This is a genomic window from Marinobacter halodurans (assembly GCF_004327985.1).
In the GTDB taxonomy this organism is placed as follows: domain Bacteria; phylum Pseudomonadota; class Gammaproteobacteria; order Pseudomonadales; family Oleiphilaceae; genus Marinobacter_A; species Marinobacter_A halodurans.
The window spans coordinates 1-214 of record NZ_SJDL01000266.1 but is presented as its reverse complement, the minus strand read 5'-3'; the positions used below and the strand labels follow the sequence as shown (position 1 = coordinate 214).

Genomic DNA, 214 nt, shown 5'->3' with positions numbered 1-214 from the left:
TCGCCAGCTCCGGCACCTCACCGTGCACCAGCACCGCCACCGGGGCACTGTCCTCCAGCATGTACGCCAGTCGCTCGGCCGGATAAGCCGGGTCCAGCGGCACATAGGCCCCGCCCGCCTTCAACACACCCAGCAGGCCCACCACCATCGCCAGCGAGCGCTCCGCGCAGATCGCCACACGGTCGTCCGGGCCCACACCCAGTTCCCGCAGGTA

General features: G+C 70.6%; 1 protein-coding gene. It reads right to left on the bottom strand.

The genetic code is table 11. The features are described 5' to 3' along the window. Nucleotides 1–214: AMP-binding protein (locus tag EZI54_RS24320; RefSeq protein WP_131484374.1), on the bottom strand; the 214-nt coding region annotated here is incomplete at both ends.